The following is a 14,833-nucleotide window of genomic DNA, read 5'->3' on the forward strand; positions in this document are numbered from 1 at the left end:
CGCCATGGGCCAGCCTGCACTAGCGTTGTGCTACCAGCCAGGCAAAACGTTCATGCGGAGCCCCAACCCATCATGCCGGACCTGCGCCCGAACCCGACGCTGTGCCTGCAGTACCGTGCCGAGCAGCCTATTCACCAAGCCTTCCTGCAACAGGCTGAGCGTTGCCCCGAAGCCCCTGCAATCATCACCGCGCACAGGCTTTGCACATACGCCCAGCTGGCGCAGATCAGCCAAGGTATCGCTGCGTATTTGCTGGAAAAAACCTTCAATAGCGACGACCGTGTGCTGATTGTTGCCGAGCGGGGCGCGGCACTGGTCTACGCCATGCTTGGCTGCCTGCGCGCCGGGCGGGCGTTCAGCGTGGCCGATGCGGCCTACCCTGCCGCCCGCCTGCAGCAGCTCGCCAGCAGCTTGGCACCTCGGGTAGTCCTGCGCTGTGGCCAGGCACACGTCGAAGCCGCAGACGCCTGCGTGGTAACTGTGCCCCAGGACCCGGTCGAGGCACTGCATGCCTTTGACCGGCCAACGGCGCAACTGCCCGCGGTCAGCGCAGGGCAACCGGCCTACATCACCTTCACCTCGGGCAGCACCGGCGAGCCCAAGGCGATCGTTACCCATCACGCGCCGCTGGTGCACTTCATCGACTGGCATGTGCACCAGCACGGGCTGACCCAGGCGGATACGTTCTCGCTACTGTCCGGCCTCGGCCACGACCCGGTTTACCGCGATGTGTTCACGCCACTGTCGCTGGGCGCCAGCATTGCCTGCCCGGCCCAGGCCAGCCTTACCGACCCTGCACAGCTGGCCAGCTGGATTGCGTTGCACCGCGTCAGCGTCGTTCACCTCACCCCACCGCTGGGCAAGCTGATCGAGACCGGCGCGCAGCTGCAGGGCCAGCTGTTCAGGCAACTGCGTTACCTGTTCTGGGGCGGCGATGCACTCAGCCCGGCGCTGTACCAGCAAATGCGTGCCGTGGCGCCGAATGCCGTCAACGTAAATTTCTATGGCACCACCGAAACCCCGCAAGCCATGGCGTACCACACGCTCGACCCGACCGCGGAACAGGCCCGGGTGCCCCTGGGCAAAGGCATCGCCGATGCGCAACTGCTGGTCGTGAACGCGGCCGGGCAACTGGTGGGCGAAGGTGAAACCGGCGAAATCCTGATCCGCAGCCCCTATCTGTCCCTTGGCTATTGGGGCGACCCGGCGCTGACCGAAGCCAGGTTCATCACCAACCCGTTCACCGGGCTGGCCAGCGACCGCTGCTACCGCACTGGCGACCTGGGCACTTACCTGGCCGATGGCAGTGCCTGTTTCCTCGGCCGGGCTGACGGCCAGGTGAAAGTGCGGGGGCACCGCGTGGAACTGGCGGAGATAGAAAACACCATCAGCCGCCTGCCTGCCGTCCGGCAGTGCGTAGTACTGGCCAACCATGACCACCCATTGCCCCGCCTGATTGCCTACTGCGTGTTGCATCAGCCAGGCAGCGCCGACGACCTGCGCCTGGCTGTCGCCCGCCAGTTGCCGGACTACATGGTGCCGGCACTGTTCATCTTCGTGCAGGCCATACCGCTCACCCCGAACGGCAAGGTCGACAAACGCGCCCTGCCCGCCCCGGTTCAAGCGCCGACCAGCCAACCCTCGTCAGCGCTGGCCGAGAAGCTGTGCAGCGAGTGGGCACGAATACTGCGGGTGCCGCGCCTGGACCCACGCTTGAGCTTTGTCGAGCTGGGCGGTGACTCGCTTTCATTCGTACAGGCCTCGAGGGTGCTCGAGCGGTTGATCGGCCACCTGCCAGACCGTTGGGAAAGCCTGCCGGTCAACCGGCTGGCCGAGCTCAGCGCACCGCATGAAGGCGGGTGGCGGGTCATGGAAATGCCGGTGTTCGTGCGTATGCTCGCCATCATCCTGATCGTGGTCGGCCACCTCAGCGGCATGACCCCTTGGCCCATCGTGGGCGAAACGTCGGTACTGTTCCTGGTCTCTGGCATCAGCCTGGCGCGTTTCCAGTTCAAGGCCATTGAAACCCGGGGGGATGCACGCACACTGCTGCCGTCCCTGGCCGCCATCGTGGTGCCGACCGTGCTGTATACCGCGCTGCTGCAACTGGTGTTCGACCGGGTGCACTGGCAATCGCTGCTGTTGGTGTCCAACTGGTTTGCGACCGGCGAGGTTGGCCTGTTCAACTACTGGTATATCGAAGTGCTGGTGCAGATGATCGTGATCATTGGCCTGGTGCTGTCGAGCAAGCGGGTACGCCAGGCCGTCAACGCCGCCCCGTTCCGCTGGCTGATCCTGGCTGCCTGTACGCTGGTAGCGGTGGATGTGTTACTCGACCGCTGGGTGTTCGACGCCAGTGGCCTGCTGCACCGGGTGCCGCAACACTTCCTGGCGGTGATGGTGCTGGGCATGGCCGTGCACCATGCCGATACCCCCGCACGCAAAGCGTTGGCCAGCGCGGTAGCGGTGCTGGTGGTTGCAGAACTGGACCTGATGGCGGTGGCCGGTATTGGCTGGCAGGCCGTCACCCACTACGTCGATATTGCCCTGCCGGCGATGCTGGCGCTGATCTGGCTGCGCGCAGTCCCCGTACCGGCCTGGCTGGCACGTGCGGGTGCGGTGATTGCTTCGGCCACCCTGTTCATCTACCTGACGCACTTCCAGTTCCAGTCGGTGGCGGACCGTATCGCCCCCTACCTGCTGTTCGAGGTTGCCTTGGCCATCGCCGGGGGCGTGGCCGTGAGTGTCGCGTGGAATACGAGCACGCGCTGGCTGCTCAGCCGCTGGCGGGCTGGCCGAAAAACGCGCGGGGACGATGACGGGGTGCAACGCGTGACCTAGCCCGCCAGTTCCGCCAGGACTTCAGCCGACGTGGTGACCTGGCGGAAGTGGTGCTGCCATAGTTCGATGCCAAGCTTGCCGGAACGGTCCAGCGAGGAGCCGACCGTCATGTCGGTGACCAGGGTAGGCATCAGCCCGGCATCGAACAGGGCAAAGCCGGCGGCCAGCACACAGGTTTCGGTCTGCAGGCCACACACCAGCACGCGCTCCACGCCCATTTGCCGAATGTACGCGATCGCTTCGGCGCTTTGCCCGTAACCATGCTTGACGAACACCTGGTCAGCCTCCACCAGGCTTTCGTCCTCTGCCGCCGGGTGCCAGCCAAGCTGGCGCGCAAACGGCGTGACCCGCTCGTCGTGCAGTTCGACCGAGGCTACGGTAGGAATATTGGCTGACAACCGACGCAGCCCATCGACCAGCCACTCTGGCGGGCTGAAGGTGGACTGGACATCGACGATTAACAACACCTGGCGCATGGGCGAATTCCGGCACGGGCAAAAGCGCGGAGTATACCGCGCCTGCACGGCCGCGGTGGCTGCCCACGCCTGGCTGGCGCTCAGGCACGGCCAAACCACCCTGCAGAGGCTTGCCCCCGGTCACATCCGGCGCTGTTTCAGCTATGATCGGGCATCCCGCCGAGGACGCCGTGAACCATGCCCGTAGACCTGCACGCGTTGTACCCCAGGCTGATCCACCTGATGCTCGACACGGTCTTCGTGGTCGACCGGGACAACCAGATCATCTTTGTCAGCGATGCCTGCGAAGCGCTGCTGGGCTACCGGGCATGCGAGCTGGTCGGTACCGCAATTACCGACTACATGCACCCCGAAGACCTGGCAACCACTCGCGCTTCGATCCTGCGGGTCATGAATGGCCAACCGCATTACGACTTCCACAACCGTTACATCCGCAAGGACGGTGGCGTGGTGCATATACTCTGGGCAGCCTGCTGGTCAGATGAGGCTCAGGCCCGCATCGGCGTGGCGCGTGACATTACCGCCCAGCACCAGGCCGAAGCCGAGCTGCGCTTTCTGGCGCATCACGACCCGCTGACCCGGCTGGCCAACCGGGCCATGTTCAACCAACGGCTGGACGCCGCCCTGGCCAGCGCCCGGCGCCATGACCGCCCATTGGCATTGCTGTTTATCGATATCAACGATTTCAAGCAGATCAACGATAACCACGGCCATAGCGTGGGCGACCGGGTACTGTGCACACTGGCCCGGCGCCTGGAAAGTTGCGTAGCGGGCAGCGCGACGGTGGCGCGGATGGGCGGTGACGAGTTCACCGTGCTGTTGCCCGATTGCCCGTCAGCCGAGGTCGTGGCCGCACAGGTGCAGCATATCCTGGCCGTCATGGCCGAGCCGCTGGATGCCGAGTTGACCGGGCTCCAGGCACCTTCCTGCAGCATCGGCATCGCGCGCTTCCCCGAAGACGGCACCGATGCCGACATGCTGCTGCGCCATGCTGACGGCCACATGTACCGGGTCAAACGGCAACGCACCGCGGCAGGCTGAACACAGATGAACAGGCGCGACCCTGAAGACGCTTTGCTCGACAGCTGGCAGCACAATGCCCAGGCCTGGATTGACGCAGTACGCAGCGGCGCCATCGAGAGCCGCCGCGAGGTGACTGACGCCGCCATCCTACTGGCGATATTAGGCCGCCAGCCCAGCCGCGTACTCGACCTTGGCTGCGGAGAAGGCTGGTTGCTGCGCGCGCTGCATGCCCGGGGTATCGAGGCGGTGGGTGTCGATGGTGATCCGGCGCTGGTGGCGGCTGCGCGGGCTGAAGGCGCCGCGCAGGTGCACGTGGCCAGTTATGCGCAGCTGGCTGCTGCACAGGTGCAGGTGGGCAAGGACTATGACCTGGTCTGCGCCAACTTCGCCTTGCTGCACCAGGACATCATCCCGTTGCTGGCCGCGATGGGTGAGTTGCTGGTGCCGGGTGGTGCACTGGTGATGCAGACCCTGCACCCCTGGAGCGTCGCTGAGGGCGACTATCAGGACGGCTGGCGTGAGGAATCGTTTGCCGGGTTCGCCGGGCACTGGCAGGCGATGCCATGGTATTTCCGCACCCTTGGCAGTTGGCTGAACGCGCTGGAGATGGCCGGGTTGCGCCTGGTTGGCCTGCAGGAACCGCAGCACCCGCAACGCGCGGTGCCGCAGTCGCTGCTCCTGGTAGCCGAGCGCCGTTGAAACTGGCGCGGCCTGGTGTCGCCATGGGGCGCATGACGCCCCAGGATCCAGGCCACCGTGTAGTCAGAGCACCGGCTTGCGCACCGCGCCGCTCCGCGCTTTGGCCATGGCCGCCAGGCGCACCGCGACGTTAGCCGCACCGTAGCCGCTATAACCCCCCTTGCGCTGGATGATCTCGAAGAAAAAGCGCTCTTCGAAGGGCTCTGTGTACACATGGAACAGCTCGCCACCCTGGGCGTCGCGGTCATAAAGCACGTTGTAGTAAGCCAACTCGCTGAGGAACTCGTCGTCGAAATCGAAGCGGGCCGCCAGGTCGTCATAGTAGTTCAGCGGAATTTCCAGCAACGGCACCCCGGCCAGCTTGGCGCGCGCCACTTCGCTGAAGATGTCGTCGCAATCAAAGGCAATATGGTGCACCCCGGAACCGCGGTAACTGGACAGCGCATGGGCAATGGCGGTGTTGCGGTTTTCCGAAATGTTCAGCGGCAGGCGCAAGGTGCCGCACTGGCTGCGCAGGGCGCGGCTCTTGACCAGGCCGTACGGGTCGGGCAGCACCACCTCGTCGTCGGCGGCGAAATCGAACAGGCTCTTGTAGAACAACACCCAGCTGTCCAGCGACTCGGCTGGCAGCGCCAGGGCCATGTGGTCGATGCGGCGCAGGCCACCGGTGGCGGTCACGCTCGGGTCCAGGCTGAAGTCGGTGTCATACAGGGTATGCCCGGCGGTGCCCTGCTCTACCAGGTACAACAGGCTGCCATCGGGTGCGCGTACCGCTGGCACCTCGCACTCGTTGGGGCCGACCAGGCCGCGGAACGGCTGGCCACGGTAGGCAGTGGCACGCTTGAGCGCAGCCTGCTGGTCCTTGACCCGCAGCGCTGTGGCGCACAATGACGGGCCATGGGCTTCGAAGAAGTTGTGGCCAAAGGAGTAAGGCTCTGCGTTCAGCACGATGTTGATATCGCCCTGGCGCAGCAGTTGCACTTCCTTGCTGCGGTGCTTGCCCGCTTCGGCAAAGCCCAGCCGTTTCAGCCAACTGCCCAGGCGCGCGCCAACGGCCTCGTCGACCGCAAATTCCAGGAACTCGACGCCGTCATAGCCACTGGCCGCGGGCGGGGTGAACAGTACGCCAGGCTCGATCGGGGTATTTTCCTGTTCCAGGCGCAGCCGGGTTTGCTCTTCCAGGTACAACAACGAGCGCAGGCCGTCGGCGGCATTCTGCCGGGTGGGCGCTGCACGGAACCCGTCATTGAAGATTTCCAGCGACAGCGGGCCACGGTAGCCGGTGGCCAGGATCGGCGCGAGGAAGCCGGCCATGTCCATTTCGCCTTGCCCCGGGAAGCAGCGGAAGTGGCGGCTCCACTCCAGCACGTCCATCGCCAGGATCGGTGCGTCAGCCATCTGTACGAAGAAAATCTTGTCGCCAGGGATGTCGCGGATCGCGCGCGGGTCGCCCTTCAGCGACAAGGTATGGAAACTGTCGAGGATCACCCCGAGGGCCGGGTGGTCAGCCTGGCGCACCAGGTTCCAGACCTGCTGGTAGGTGTTGACGTGGCGGCCCCAGGCCAGCGCTTCGTAACCGATACGCAGGCCACGCTTGCCAGCATGTTCGGCAAGCAGCCGCAGGTCGTCGACCAGCACCTGTTCATCGCCCAGGGCATCGGCCTGGACGTTGCTGCACACCAGCACCAGGTCAGTACCCAGCTCCTGCATCAGGTCGAACTTGCGCTCGGCGCGGTCCAGGTTTTTCTGCAGGCGGTCGCGGCGGCAGCCTTCGAAATCACGAAACGGCTGGAACAAGGTAATGGCAATACCCAGGTCGGCGCACATCTGCCGCACCTGGCGGGGGCTGCCGGCATAGTAGAGCAAGTCATTTTCGAAGATCTCGACGCCGTCGAAACCGGCGGCGGCGATGGCTTCGAGCTTTTCCGGCAGGGTGCCGCTCAAGGACACGGTAGCGATCGAACGCTGCATGGCGGGAGTTCCTTGTTGTTTGGAAGGTATACAGTGCCAGACAGGCAGAAAGACCTGTCACAGTTTATGGCACGATCGATTATTCGCAGGTAGAGTCGCTGCTTCAATCTCTTTGTACGGAATGGTTAGTTTTGCGTTCGATTATCGCACAAAACCCGTTTTAGCGAATTGCCAGTCAACTGGCCCATGGTCAACATGATCCACAGACGCAGGCACACCGACCGCTGCCTCCTGCCTTGGCAAACACCCCTGGCGGAACCTGCGCAAACAACAATAACAACGGAGACAACGATGGCTCACTCCAGCTCGCAAGCAAAAAAAGCGACCGCCAGTGGATGGATAGGCTCGGCACTCGAGTACTACGACTTTTTCATCTATGCCCAGGCCGCTGCACTGATTTTCCCGCAGATCTTCTTCCCCAATACCGACCCGAAAATGGCCATCATCGCTTCGCTGGCCACCTATGGCGTGGGTTACCTGGCCCGCCCAGTGGGCGCCTTCGTTCTGGGCCACTGGGGTGATACCCGTGGCCGCAAGAACGTGTTGCTGCTGTGCATGTTCCTGATGGGCCTGTCGACCATGGCCGTGGGCCTGCTGCCCACCTACCACGACATCGGCTTCCTGGCACCGGCCTTGCTGGTAGTGCTGCGCCTGATCCAGGGCTTCGCCGTAGCCGGGGAAATCTCCGGCGCCAGTTCGATGATCATGGAGCACGCGCCCTTCGGCAGAAGGGGCTACTACGCCAGCTTCACCCTGCAGGGTGTACAGGCGGGCCAGGTCATGGCAGCGGCGGTCTTCCTGCCACTGGCGTACTTCATGCCCAGCGAGGCCTTCAATGACTGGGGCTGGCGCATTCCCTTCCTGATGAGCGCCATCGTGCTGATCGCCGGTTTCATCATCCGCAAGGAAGTGCATGAAACCCCGGCATTTGTGAAGGAAGAGAAACAGGACAAAGTGGCCAAGTCGCCGATCAGCGAAGCGTTCCGCCACAGCTGGAAGCACATGGTGCTGGTGATGTTCATGGCCCTGATGAACGTGATTCCGGTAGTCGCCACCATCTTCGGTGCGGCCTACGCGGTGCAGCCGGCCTATGGCATCGGCTTCGACAAGAGCGTCTACCTGTGGATCCCCGTGGTCGGCAACATCGTCGCGGTACTGGTGATTCCGTTCGTCGGCAACCTGTCGGACAAGATCGGCCGCCGTCCGACCATGATTGCCGGCTGCCTGGGCTCGGGCTTGCTGGCGTTCGTCTACCTGTATGCGATCAGCATTCAGAACGTGCCACTGGCATTCATCACCTCGATCGTCATGTGGGGCATGGTCTACCAGGGTTACAACGCGGTATTCCCAAGCTTCTACCCTGAGTTGTTCCAAACCCGCTACCGCGTTTCGGCCATGGCCATTGCGCAGAACATCGGCACCATGCTGACTGCCATGTTGCCGGCGCTGTTCGCCCTGGTTGCGCCACCCGGCTCGGACAACATCCCGCTGGTGATCGGTGGGCTGGCGTTCTTCATCACTTGCGTGTGTGCCCTGGCGGCCTACATTGCCCCGGAAACCCATCGCCTGGCGATGGAAGACCTGGGTAACCCGCAGGCCAAGCCGATGGAAAAGGAAGCCTATGAAGCCAGCCGCAAAGGCAGCGTCCAGGCGGTAAGCCACTGACAGGCGCGGGGCCGCAAAGCGGCCCCAGCCATTTCAGCCCTGAACCACGCCCTGCAAGCGCGCCCACAGCCGCTCCACATCGCCCCGCTCGGTCGGCAAGGCGCCGATCGACACCCGTACCATCCAGCGGCCATCCAGCGTCGCCGGGGTCACGTAGGCATCGCCGCTGGCGTTGAGCCGCTGCGCCCAAGCCTGGGTGTACGTGTCCAACGCCTCGCCCTCCAGCCCCTGCGGCCGATGACGAATGCACAAGGTCTGCAACTGCACGGGCGCCAACAGCTCCCAACCTTGCGCAGCGCTGACCTGCCCTGCCAGCCAGCGGGCATTGTCCAGGTCGCGTCGCAGCCGCGCCTGCAACGCTTCCACGCCCTCGCTGCGCAACATGAACCACAGTTTCAACGCGCGGAACCGGCGCCCCAGCGGGATGCCCCAGTCGCGCAGGTTCTTCACCTCGCCATCCACTGCCGACTGCAGGTAGCTGGGGTTGGTGCTCATCACTCGGATCAGGTGCTGCGGGTCACGCACGTAATAGATCGAGCAGTCGAACGCCACGCCCAGCCACTTGTGCGCGTTGACCACCACAGAGTCGGCCAGCTCGATGCCGTCCCACATCCAGCGGCATTCCGGCAGGATCATCGCCGAACCGGCCATGGCCGAGTCGACGTGCAGCCACAGGCCATGGGCCTGGGCAATTTCGCCGATCGGGCGCAGCGGGTCCAGCGCTGTGGTGGTGGTGGTGCCGGTGGTGGCCACGACGGCGCAGGGCTGGTTGCCGGCAGCCAGGTCCTGCTCGATGGCCGCCTGCAAGGCCTGCGGGCGCAGCGCGTAGTGTTCGTCGGTGGGGATCAGGCGAATGTTGTCACGCCCGAAGCCGGCCAGCAGGGCGGCCTTGTCCACCGAGCTGTGGGCGTGGGCACTGACATACACGATCAATGGCTTGGCTTCGGCCTGCAGGCCACCCCGCACCAAAGCGTAATCGGTGGCGCGTTCGCGCGCGCTGATCAACGCCACCAGGGTGCTGGTCGAGGCGGTGTCCTGGATGACCCCGCTCCATTGGCTGGACAAACCCAGCACCTGGCGCAGCCAGTCGAGGGTGGTTTCTTCCAGTTCGCTCAAGGCCGGGCTGGACTGCCATGACAGGCCAAGCACACCCAGGCCGGTACTGAGGAAGTCACCCAGTACCGAGGACAAGGTGCCATTGGAGGGGAAGTAGCCATAGAAGTCAGGGTGCTGCCAGTGGGACAGGCCAGGCATGAGCAGTGCGTTGACGTCGTCGAGAATGGCCTCGAAGGGTTCACCTTGCTGGGGGGCTTGCCCTGGCAAGGCGGCCTTGAGGTAACCGGGTTCGACCTGGGCCATGACCGGGCGCTCGCCCACGGTCTGGCGGTAGTCGGCGATCAGGTCGATCAACTGGTGGCCGTATTGGCGGAATTGTTCGGGGGTCACGCGGGCTCTCCTTTGGGTCATCCGTAGCCTGTTATGGCCCTATCGCAGGCAAGCCAGCGCCCACAGAACAGGACGCTGGCTTGGACAGGGCCAGCACAGGCAACACAATGCCCCCAGTCTAGGCGCCTATACCCAGACGAATAACCCCATGTCACGCATAGTTGCTATGGCAAACGCGCATGCCCACCCTGCACGCCGAACTGCGACTGGCGCCACAACTCGAATACCCGGTTGCGTAACCAGCGGTGCTCGGCCGAGGCCTGCAAACGCTGGTGCCACACCACCCAGTAGCGCTGGCTATGGTCGATAAAGCCCAGCGGCCGCCAAGCCAGGCCATGCAAGCGGCTCAGTTGCCGGGCGATGTGCTCGGGGACGGTGGCCACGGCCTGGCTGCCGGCAACCACCTTGACCGTGGCACAGAAGAACGGCACCTCCAGGCTGACCCGCCGCTGCAGGCCCTGGGCGCGCAGGTGGCGGTCGATGAAGCTGTCCTTGTCGCCGCCACCGGAAATCCGCACGTGCTTGTGCGCCAGGTAGTCCGCCTGGCTGAGGGTGGCTTGCGCCGTCAGCGGATGGTCGCGGCGCATCAGGCACACCGCGCGGTCCTCACCCAGCAGGCGCCCGTGCAGGTTGGGTGGCGACTCGTCGAACAGCGTGGTCGCCAGGTCGATCTCGCCGCTGGCCAGCAAGGCGTACTGGCCGGCCTGCCAGGTGCGGTATTCCAGGGAAACCCCAGGCGCTTCCTGTTCCAGCGCAGCCACCAGCAACGGCAGCATGTGTTCGGCCACGTAGTCCGAGGCAGCCAGGCAGAAGCGCCGTTCGCAGCGGGCCGGGTCGAAGACTGCAGGCTGACGCAGGGCCTGCAGCTCTTCAAGCACTTGCCGCAGGGGCTCGACCAGGGTTTCGGCGTGTTCGCTGAGCACGTAGCCACGGCCTTGGCGGACCAGCAAGGGGTCGCCGAACGCTTCGCGCAGCAGGGCCAGCTGGCGGCTCAGGGCCGGCTGGCTGACGCCGAGGCGCTCGGCAGCGTGGCTGAGGTTCTTCAGCTGCAGCAGGTGGTCGAGGGTGCGCAGGTGGGCGAGGCTGAGGGAGGCGAAGGTGGGGTTCATCGGGTTCGGCTCCGGACCGCTGCGAGGGCTTCGCCCTCGTTTCGCGATACAAGGCCGCGCCTACAGAAGCGGTCTTGCGACGCGATGGGCCGCAAAGCGGCCCCAATTGCACAGATCAGTCGGTCAGACCAACATAAACATTCTGCACATCATCGTTCTCGTCGATCGCTTCGAGGAACGCTTCAACCTCAGCCAGCGCTTCGGCGCTCAGGCTGGCCGCGCTCACCGGGTTTTTCGGGGTATAGCCGATTTTCGCCGAGGTCACGGTGAAGCCATGCTCGGGCAGGGCCTTCTGCACCGCGTCCAGGTCGGTAGTGTCGGTAATGAACAGGGTCGAGCCCTCTTCTTCACCTTCTTCGAAGTCCTGGGCACCGGCTTCGATCGCGGCCATTTCCGGGTCGGCATCGCCTTCGGGGGTGGCTTCGATCAGGCCGACATGGTTGAAGTCCCAGGTCACCGAACCGCTTGCGCCCAGCTGGCCCTTGCGGAAAAGCACGCGGATCTGCGCAACGGTGCGGTTGACGTTGTCGGTGAGGCACTCGACGATCAGCGGCACCTGGTGCGGGGCAAACCCTTCGTAGCTGACGGCATGGTACTGCACGGCCTCGCCGTCCAGGCCAGCGCCTTTCTTGATGGCGCGTTCCAGGGTTTCACGGGTCATCGAGGCTTTCTTGGCCTGGACGATGGCCAGACGCAGGCGCGGGTTCATGTCCGGGTCGGCGCCAGATTTGGCCGCAATCTGAATTTCCTTGGCCAGCTTGCCCATGATCTTGCCCTTGGCATTGGCAGCTGTTTCTCTATGCTTGGCTTTCCACTGTGCGCCCATGTCGACTCTCTTTGTTTCAGCGGCCGGTTCAGGAAGCGACCGGCCAAAAGTGGGTGCAGTTTATACGCCCTCGCGCATGGGTTCGACAAGAAATCTCATCAGCCTCGATCCGCTTGCCTGCCGCCCTGGCAGCCGCCTGGCACTGAACTGCCCCTAGCGGGTAGCGATCACGAACAGCCTCGGGAACGGCAAAAGCACCTTGCCATCGGTGGCCGGCGGATAGTCGCGCTGCATGGCCTGCAGGTACATCTGCAGGAAATCATCCTGCGCCCGCTCATCGAGCCTGGCCAGGTAAGGGCGCAAAGCCGAACCTTTGAACCACTCCACCACCGCCTCGGCGCCGCCCACCAGCGGGTGGTGATAGGTGGTACGCCACACATCGACCCGCGCGCACAGCGGGCTAAGCAGGTCGTAGTAAAAGGCCGCCCCGTGCCGGGGCGGCAGTTGCAGGTCGGCGAACTTCGCGGCCCACGGGCCCTGGCTGGCAATCTCGCGCAATTGCCGGTGGGCCGGCTCATCGAGGTTGTCCGGGGTCTGCACCGCCAGGCTGGCGCCTTCGCTCAACTGGCGCACCAGGTGCGGGTACAGCTTGGCATGCTCGGGCACCCACTGCAGCGAGGCATTGGCAAGGATCAGGTCCTGCGGCTCCGGGGCCGACCAGCCGCTGATGTCGGCAACCACCGTGCGCACCCGGGGGATGCACAGGCGTTTGCGTTCCCGGGCCTTGGCGATCATGTCCGGGTCGCTGTCCAGCGCCATTACCTGGGCATCGGGGTAACGTTGCAGCAGTACCTCGGTGGAGTTGCCAGGGCCGCAACCCAGGTCGGTGGCGTGGCGTACCGGGCGTGACGGCACGGCGGCCAGCAGGTCGCGCACGGCGCGGGTACGTTCGTCTTCGAACAGCGAATACTGGGTGGCGGACCAGGCCATGTGCAGCTCCTCCAGGCGGGTGATAGGTGGAGCATACGCCATGTGGCGGCCGGCGCGTTCGTTGCGGCACACGCAATGAACTGTCTGGCTGGGTGCAGGGTCATCTGCTGTATGCGCAGCCATCTGAAAACCTATATCGCCATTGCCATCCTGGCCCTGATCGCGGCCGCCGCCCTGCTCGGCTCACCGTGGATGAACCAGGGCTTTCACATGCCCGCCGAAAAAACCCAGGCCCAACAACGCGAAACGGCCGGGTCCCCACGGGAGCCGGCCGTTTCCAAGCGCGAGTGACGCTTAGTGCTGCTTGCTGCCAGAGCGGATCTGGTGCACCACACCCATGGCCACCACGATGGCCGCCGCCACACCGGTGGAGATCACCAGGATCTGGTAGTCAGGCATGAAGGCCATGGTGACCAGTGCCGCCACGATGAAGGCGATGACCAGGTAGGTCAGCCAAGGGAACAGCCACATCTTCAGGCGCACTTCCTTGCCCTCGGCGATCAGCTTGCGGCGCATGCGCAGCTGCGAGAAAGCGATCACCAGGTACACCAGCAGGGCAATCATGCCAGTGGTGTTCATCAGGGTTTCCAGCACGTCTTTGGGGCGCAGGGTCTCGCTGAAGTTGATCAGCGCGCAGACCACGGCCACCGCGCACGAACCCATGATCGCGTACACCGGTACACCGGTGCCGGCGCGGGTGATCTTGAAGAACGACGGTGCATCGCCCCGCTGGGCCAGCGAGAACAGCATGCGCGAAGCGGTGTAGTGGCCCGAGATCAGGCAGCTGCTGACCGAGGTCAGTACCACGAAGTTCATCAGCAGTTCGGCGTACGGCACGCCCAGCAGCTCCAGGGTACGGCGGTAGGCGCCATAGCCGGAAACCCCCAGGTGCGGGTCGTTCCACGGTACCAGGCAGACGATCAGGAAGATCGAACTGACGTAGAACAGGCACACCCGCCACACCACCGAGTTGGTCGCCTTGACGATCTGAGCGGCCGGGTCTTTGGCTTCAGAAGCGGCAATGGTGACGATTTCTGCGCCGAGGAAGGCGAACATCACCCCCAGCAAGGCGCCGATGACCGTGGTAATGCCGTTGGGCATGAACCCTTCGGCGGTGAGGTGGCTGATGCCACGCACTTCACCGAATTGCCAGACATTGGTTACCGCAGCGGTACACACGATCAGGAAGCAGACGATCGCGATCACCTTGATCAGGGCGAACCAGAACTCGAACTCACCGTAGTGCTTGACGTTGAAGAAGTTGACGGTGATCAGCAACAGGGTCGTGGCCAGCACGAACACGTTGACGCTCACATCCGGGAAGAACCCATGCAGGATCTTGCCGGCTACGTAAGCTTCCCAGGCCATGAGAATGACCCAGTACCACCAGTACAGCCAGCCAATGGTGAAGCCGGCCCAGCGGCCGATGGCGCGGTCTGCGTAAGTGGAGAACGAGCCGGTATCAGGCGAGGAAGTCGCCATTTCACCCAGCATGCGCATGATCAGCACCACCAGGATGCCGCCTGCCAGATAGGCCAGGACAGCGGCTGGGCCGGCGCTGTGGATCACGCTGCCGGAACCGACGAACAAGGCGCCGCCAATAACCCCGGCGATCGACATCATCGTCAGGTGGCGCGACTTCAGCGAGGCACTGAGCTTGCTCTCGTGCCCGCTTTTCGCGGTGGTGGTAGTGGATGTTGCGTCCATCAGTTGTGTACCCCGTGCTTCTTTTTATCCAAGGAAAACCGTGAAACCCCGATGGCTGGCGGTTTCACCTGTACATCAGTGCTAATGCGGGCAGGATGGTGTGCGCGAACACACGCAGGCCTTCCATGGCGGCCTGCTGA

Annotated in this window: 12 protein-coding genes; 5 read left to right on the forward strand and 7 right to left on the reverse strand. The window is 64.2% G+C overall.

Annotated elements, in window-relative coordinates:
• Positions 1–72 precede the first annotated feature (72 nt).
• Positions 73–2,841: an amino acid adenylation domain-containing protein gene (locus AACG97_RS16605; protein WP_225786250.1), complete on the forward strand. Its 2,769-nt coding sequence runs from the start codon at positions 73–75 to the stop codon at positions 2,839–2,841.
• Here AACG97_RS16605 and AACG97_RS16610 read toward each other — a convergent pair.
• Positions 2,838–3,317 carry an isochorismatase family protein gene (locus AACG97_RS16610; protein ID WP_009685570.1) on the reverse strand — a complete coding sequence of 160 codons (480 nt, stop codon included), beginning with the start codon at positions 3,315–3,317 and terminating at the stop codon, positions 2,838–2,840. The two genes, AACG97_RS16605 and AACG97_RS16610, sit on opposite strands and share 4 nt — an antisense overlap.
• 177 nt (positions 3,318–3,494) lie before the next feature.
• On the opposite strand from AACG97_RS16610, the gene AACG97_RS16615 reads away from it, so the two are divergent.
• Entirely contained in the window at positions 3,495–4,358 is an 864-nt protein-coding gene (locus AACG97_RS16615) for a sensor domain-containing diguanylate cyclase (protein WP_115294242.1), read from the forward strand.
• Between the two features lie 6 nt (positions 4,359–4,364).
• Complete coding sequence (locus tag AACG97_RS16620) at positions 4,365–5,039, forward strand: class I SAM-dependent methyltransferase (RefSeq protein WP_197885679.1); 675 nt, start codon at positions 4,365–4,367, stop codon at positions 5,037–5,039.
• Positions 5,040–5,102: 63 nt separating this feature from the next.
• On the opposite strand, the gene quiC is transcribed toward AACG97_RS16620, so the two are convergent.
• Positions 5,103–7,010, reverse strand: coding sequence for a 3-dehydroshikimate dehydratase QuiC (gene quiC, locus AACG97_RS16625; RefSeq protein ID WP_009685572.1), 1,908 nt, complete (start codon positions 7,008–7,010; stop codon positions 5,103–5,105).
• Positions 7,011–7,301: 291 nt separating this feature from the next.
• Between quiC and AACG97_RS16630 the strand changes: the two genes are divergently transcribed.
• Complete coding sequence (locus tag AACG97_RS16630) at positions 7,302–8,675, forward strand: MFS transporter (RefSeq protein WP_054881118.1); 1,374 nt, start codon at positions 7,302–7,304, stop codon at positions 8,673–8,675.
• Positions 8,676–8,708: 33 nt separating this feature from the next.
• Here AACG97_RS16630 and AACG97_RS16635 read toward each other — a convergent pair whose 3' ends face one another.
• From AACG97_RS16635 to tam, 4 genes are all read right to left on the reverse strand, one after another.
• Positions 8,709–10,121 carry a DOPA decarboxylase gene (locus tag AACG97_RS16635; RefSeq protein WP_125854244.1) on the reverse strand — a complete coding sequence of 471 codons (1,413 nt, stop codon included), beginning with the start codon at positions 10,119–10,121 and terminating at the stop codon, positions 8,709–8,711.
• Positions 10,122–10,285: 164 nt separating this feature from the next.
• Complete coding sequence (locus tag AACG97_RS16640) at positions 10,286–11,230, reverse strand: LysR family transcriptional regulator (RefSeq protein ID WP_054903811.1); 945 nt, start codon at positions 11,228–11,230, stop codon at positions 10,286–10,288.
• A 115-nt stretch (positions 11,231–11,345) separates the two neighbouring features.
• On the reverse strand, positions 11,346–12,056 hold the full coding sequence (locus AACG97_RS16645; protein WP_009685578.1) for a YebC/PmpR family DNA-binding transcriptional regulator: 711 nt from the start codon (positions 12,054–12,056) through the stop codon (positions 11,346–11,348).
• A 153-nt stretch (positions 12,057–12,209) separates the two neighbouring features.
• On the reverse strand, positions 12,210–12,986 hold the full coding sequence (tam, locus tag AACG97_RS16650; protein WP_115294240.1) for a trans-aconitate 2-methyltransferase: 777 nt from the start codon (positions 12,984–12,986) through the stop codon (positions 12,210–12,212).
• 111 nt (positions 12,987–13,097) lie between these two features.
• Here tam and AACG97_RS16655 point away from each other — a divergent pair, with 111 nt between their 5' ends.
• Positions 13,098–13,277, forward strand: a complete 180-nt coding sequence (locus AACG97_RS16655) for a hypothetical protein (RefSeq protein ID WP_009685580.1) — start codon at positions 13,098–13,100, stop codon at positions 13,275–13,277.
• 3 nt (positions 13,278–13,280) lie between these two features.
• Here AACG97_RS16655 and AACG97_RS16660 read toward each other — a convergent pair whose 3' ends face one another.
• The gene (locus tag AACG97_RS16660; RefSeq protein WP_225786252.1) at positions 13,281–14,693 is read right to left on the reverse strand and encodes an amino acid permease; all 1,413 of its coding nucleotides are present in this window, start codon (positions 14,691–14,693) and stop codon (positions 13,281–13,283) included.
• Positions 14,694–14,833 lie beyond the last annotated feature (140 nt).

This window comes from Pseudomonas sp. Nvir (assembly GCF_963778085.1).
Lineage (GTDB): Bacteria > Pseudomonadota > Gammaproteobacteria > Pseudomonadales > Pseudomonadaceae > Aquipseudomonas > Aquipseudomonas juntendi.

Excerpts from the sequence above, each read along its gene's own strand:
- AACG97_RS16605 (WP_225786250.1), top strand. The coding sequence starts at position 73 with ATGCCGGACCTGCGCCCGAACCCGACGCTGTGCCTGCAGTACCGTGCC.
- AACG97_RS16610 (WP_009685570.1), bottom strand. The coding sequence starts at position 3,317 with ATGCGCCAGGTGTTGTTAATCGTCGATGTCCAGTCCACCTTCAGCCCG.
- AACG97_RS16615 (WP_115294242.1), top strand. The coding sequence starts at position 3,495 with ATGCCCGTAGACCTGCACGCGTTGTACCCCAGGCTGATCCACCTGATG.
- AACG97_RS16620 (WP_197885679.1), top strand. The coding sequence starts at position 4,365 with ATGAACAGGCGCGACCCTGAAGACGCTTTGCTCGACAGCTGGCAGCAC.
- quiC (WP_009685572.1), bottom strand. The coding sequence starts at position 7,010 with ATGCAGCGTTCGATCGCTACCGTGTCCTTGAGCGGCACCCTGCCGGAA.
- AACG97_RS16630 (WP_054881118.1), top strand. The coding sequence starts at position 7,302 with ATGGCTCACTCCAGCTCGCAAGCAAAAAAAGCGACCGCCAGTGGATGG.
- AACG97_RS16640 (WP_054903811.1), bottom strand. The coding sequence starts at position 11,230 with ATGAACCCCACCTTCGCCTCCCTCAGCCTCGCCCACCTGCGCACCCTC.
- AACG97_RS16645 (WP_009685578.1), bottom strand. The coding sequence starts at position 12,056 with ATGGGCGCACAGTGGAAAGCCAAGCATAGAGAAACAGCTGCCAATGCC.
- tam (WP_115294240.1), bottom strand. The coding sequence starts at position 12,986 with ATGGCCTGGTCCGCCACCCAGTATTCGCTGTTCGAAGACGAACGTACC.
- AACG97_RS16655 (WP_009685580.1), top strand. The coding sequence starts at position 13,098 with ATGCGCAGCCATCTGAAAACCTATATCGCCATTGCCATCCTGGCCCTG.
- AACG97_RS16660 (WP_225786252.1), bottom strand. The coding sequence starts at position 14,693 with ATGGACGCAACATCCACTACCACCACCGCGAAAAGCGGGCACGAGAGC.